Origin of the sequence: Stenotrophomonas sp. SrG (assembly GCF_050031795.1) — a bacterium.
GTDB classification, from domain to species: Bacteria; Pseudomonadota; Gammaproteobacteria; order Xanthomonadales; family Xanthomonadaceae; genus Stenotrophomonas; species Stenotrophomonas rhizophila_A.
This window is the reverse complement of sequence record NZ_JBNBBE010000152.1, coordinates 1-287: the sequence shown is the minus strand read 5'-3', so window position 1 is coordinate 287 and position 287 is coordinate 1. Positions and strand designations below refer to the sequence as shown.

Genomic DNA, 287 nt, shown 5'->3' with positions numbered 1-287 from the left:
ACCGCGCCGGCTGCCGCAGCGTGGCCGTGCCCATGAGCGACCTGAGCGCCGGCCGCGTCGACCTGGCCGATTTCACCGGCCTGGCCGCCTGTGGCGGCTTCAGCTACGGCGACGGGCTGGGTGCGGGCCGCGGCTGGGCCACCTCGGTGCTGGAGCGCAGCGCGCTGCGTGATGCCTTTGCCGGCGTCTTCGCCCGCCAGGACAGCTTCGCGCTGGGCGTGTGCAACGGCTGCCAGATGCTGAGCCAGCTGCAGGACATCATCCCCGGTGCCGAGCACTGGCCGCAG

General features: G+C 73.5%; 1 protein-coding gene. It reads left to right on the top strand.

Features of this window, described 5'->3' with window-relative positions:
* A partial coding sequence (locus tag ACQG3P_RS19330; protein WP_426805943.1) for a phosphoribosylformylglycinamidine synthase subunit PurQ occupies positions 1 to 287 on the top strand: 287 nt, incomplete at both ends.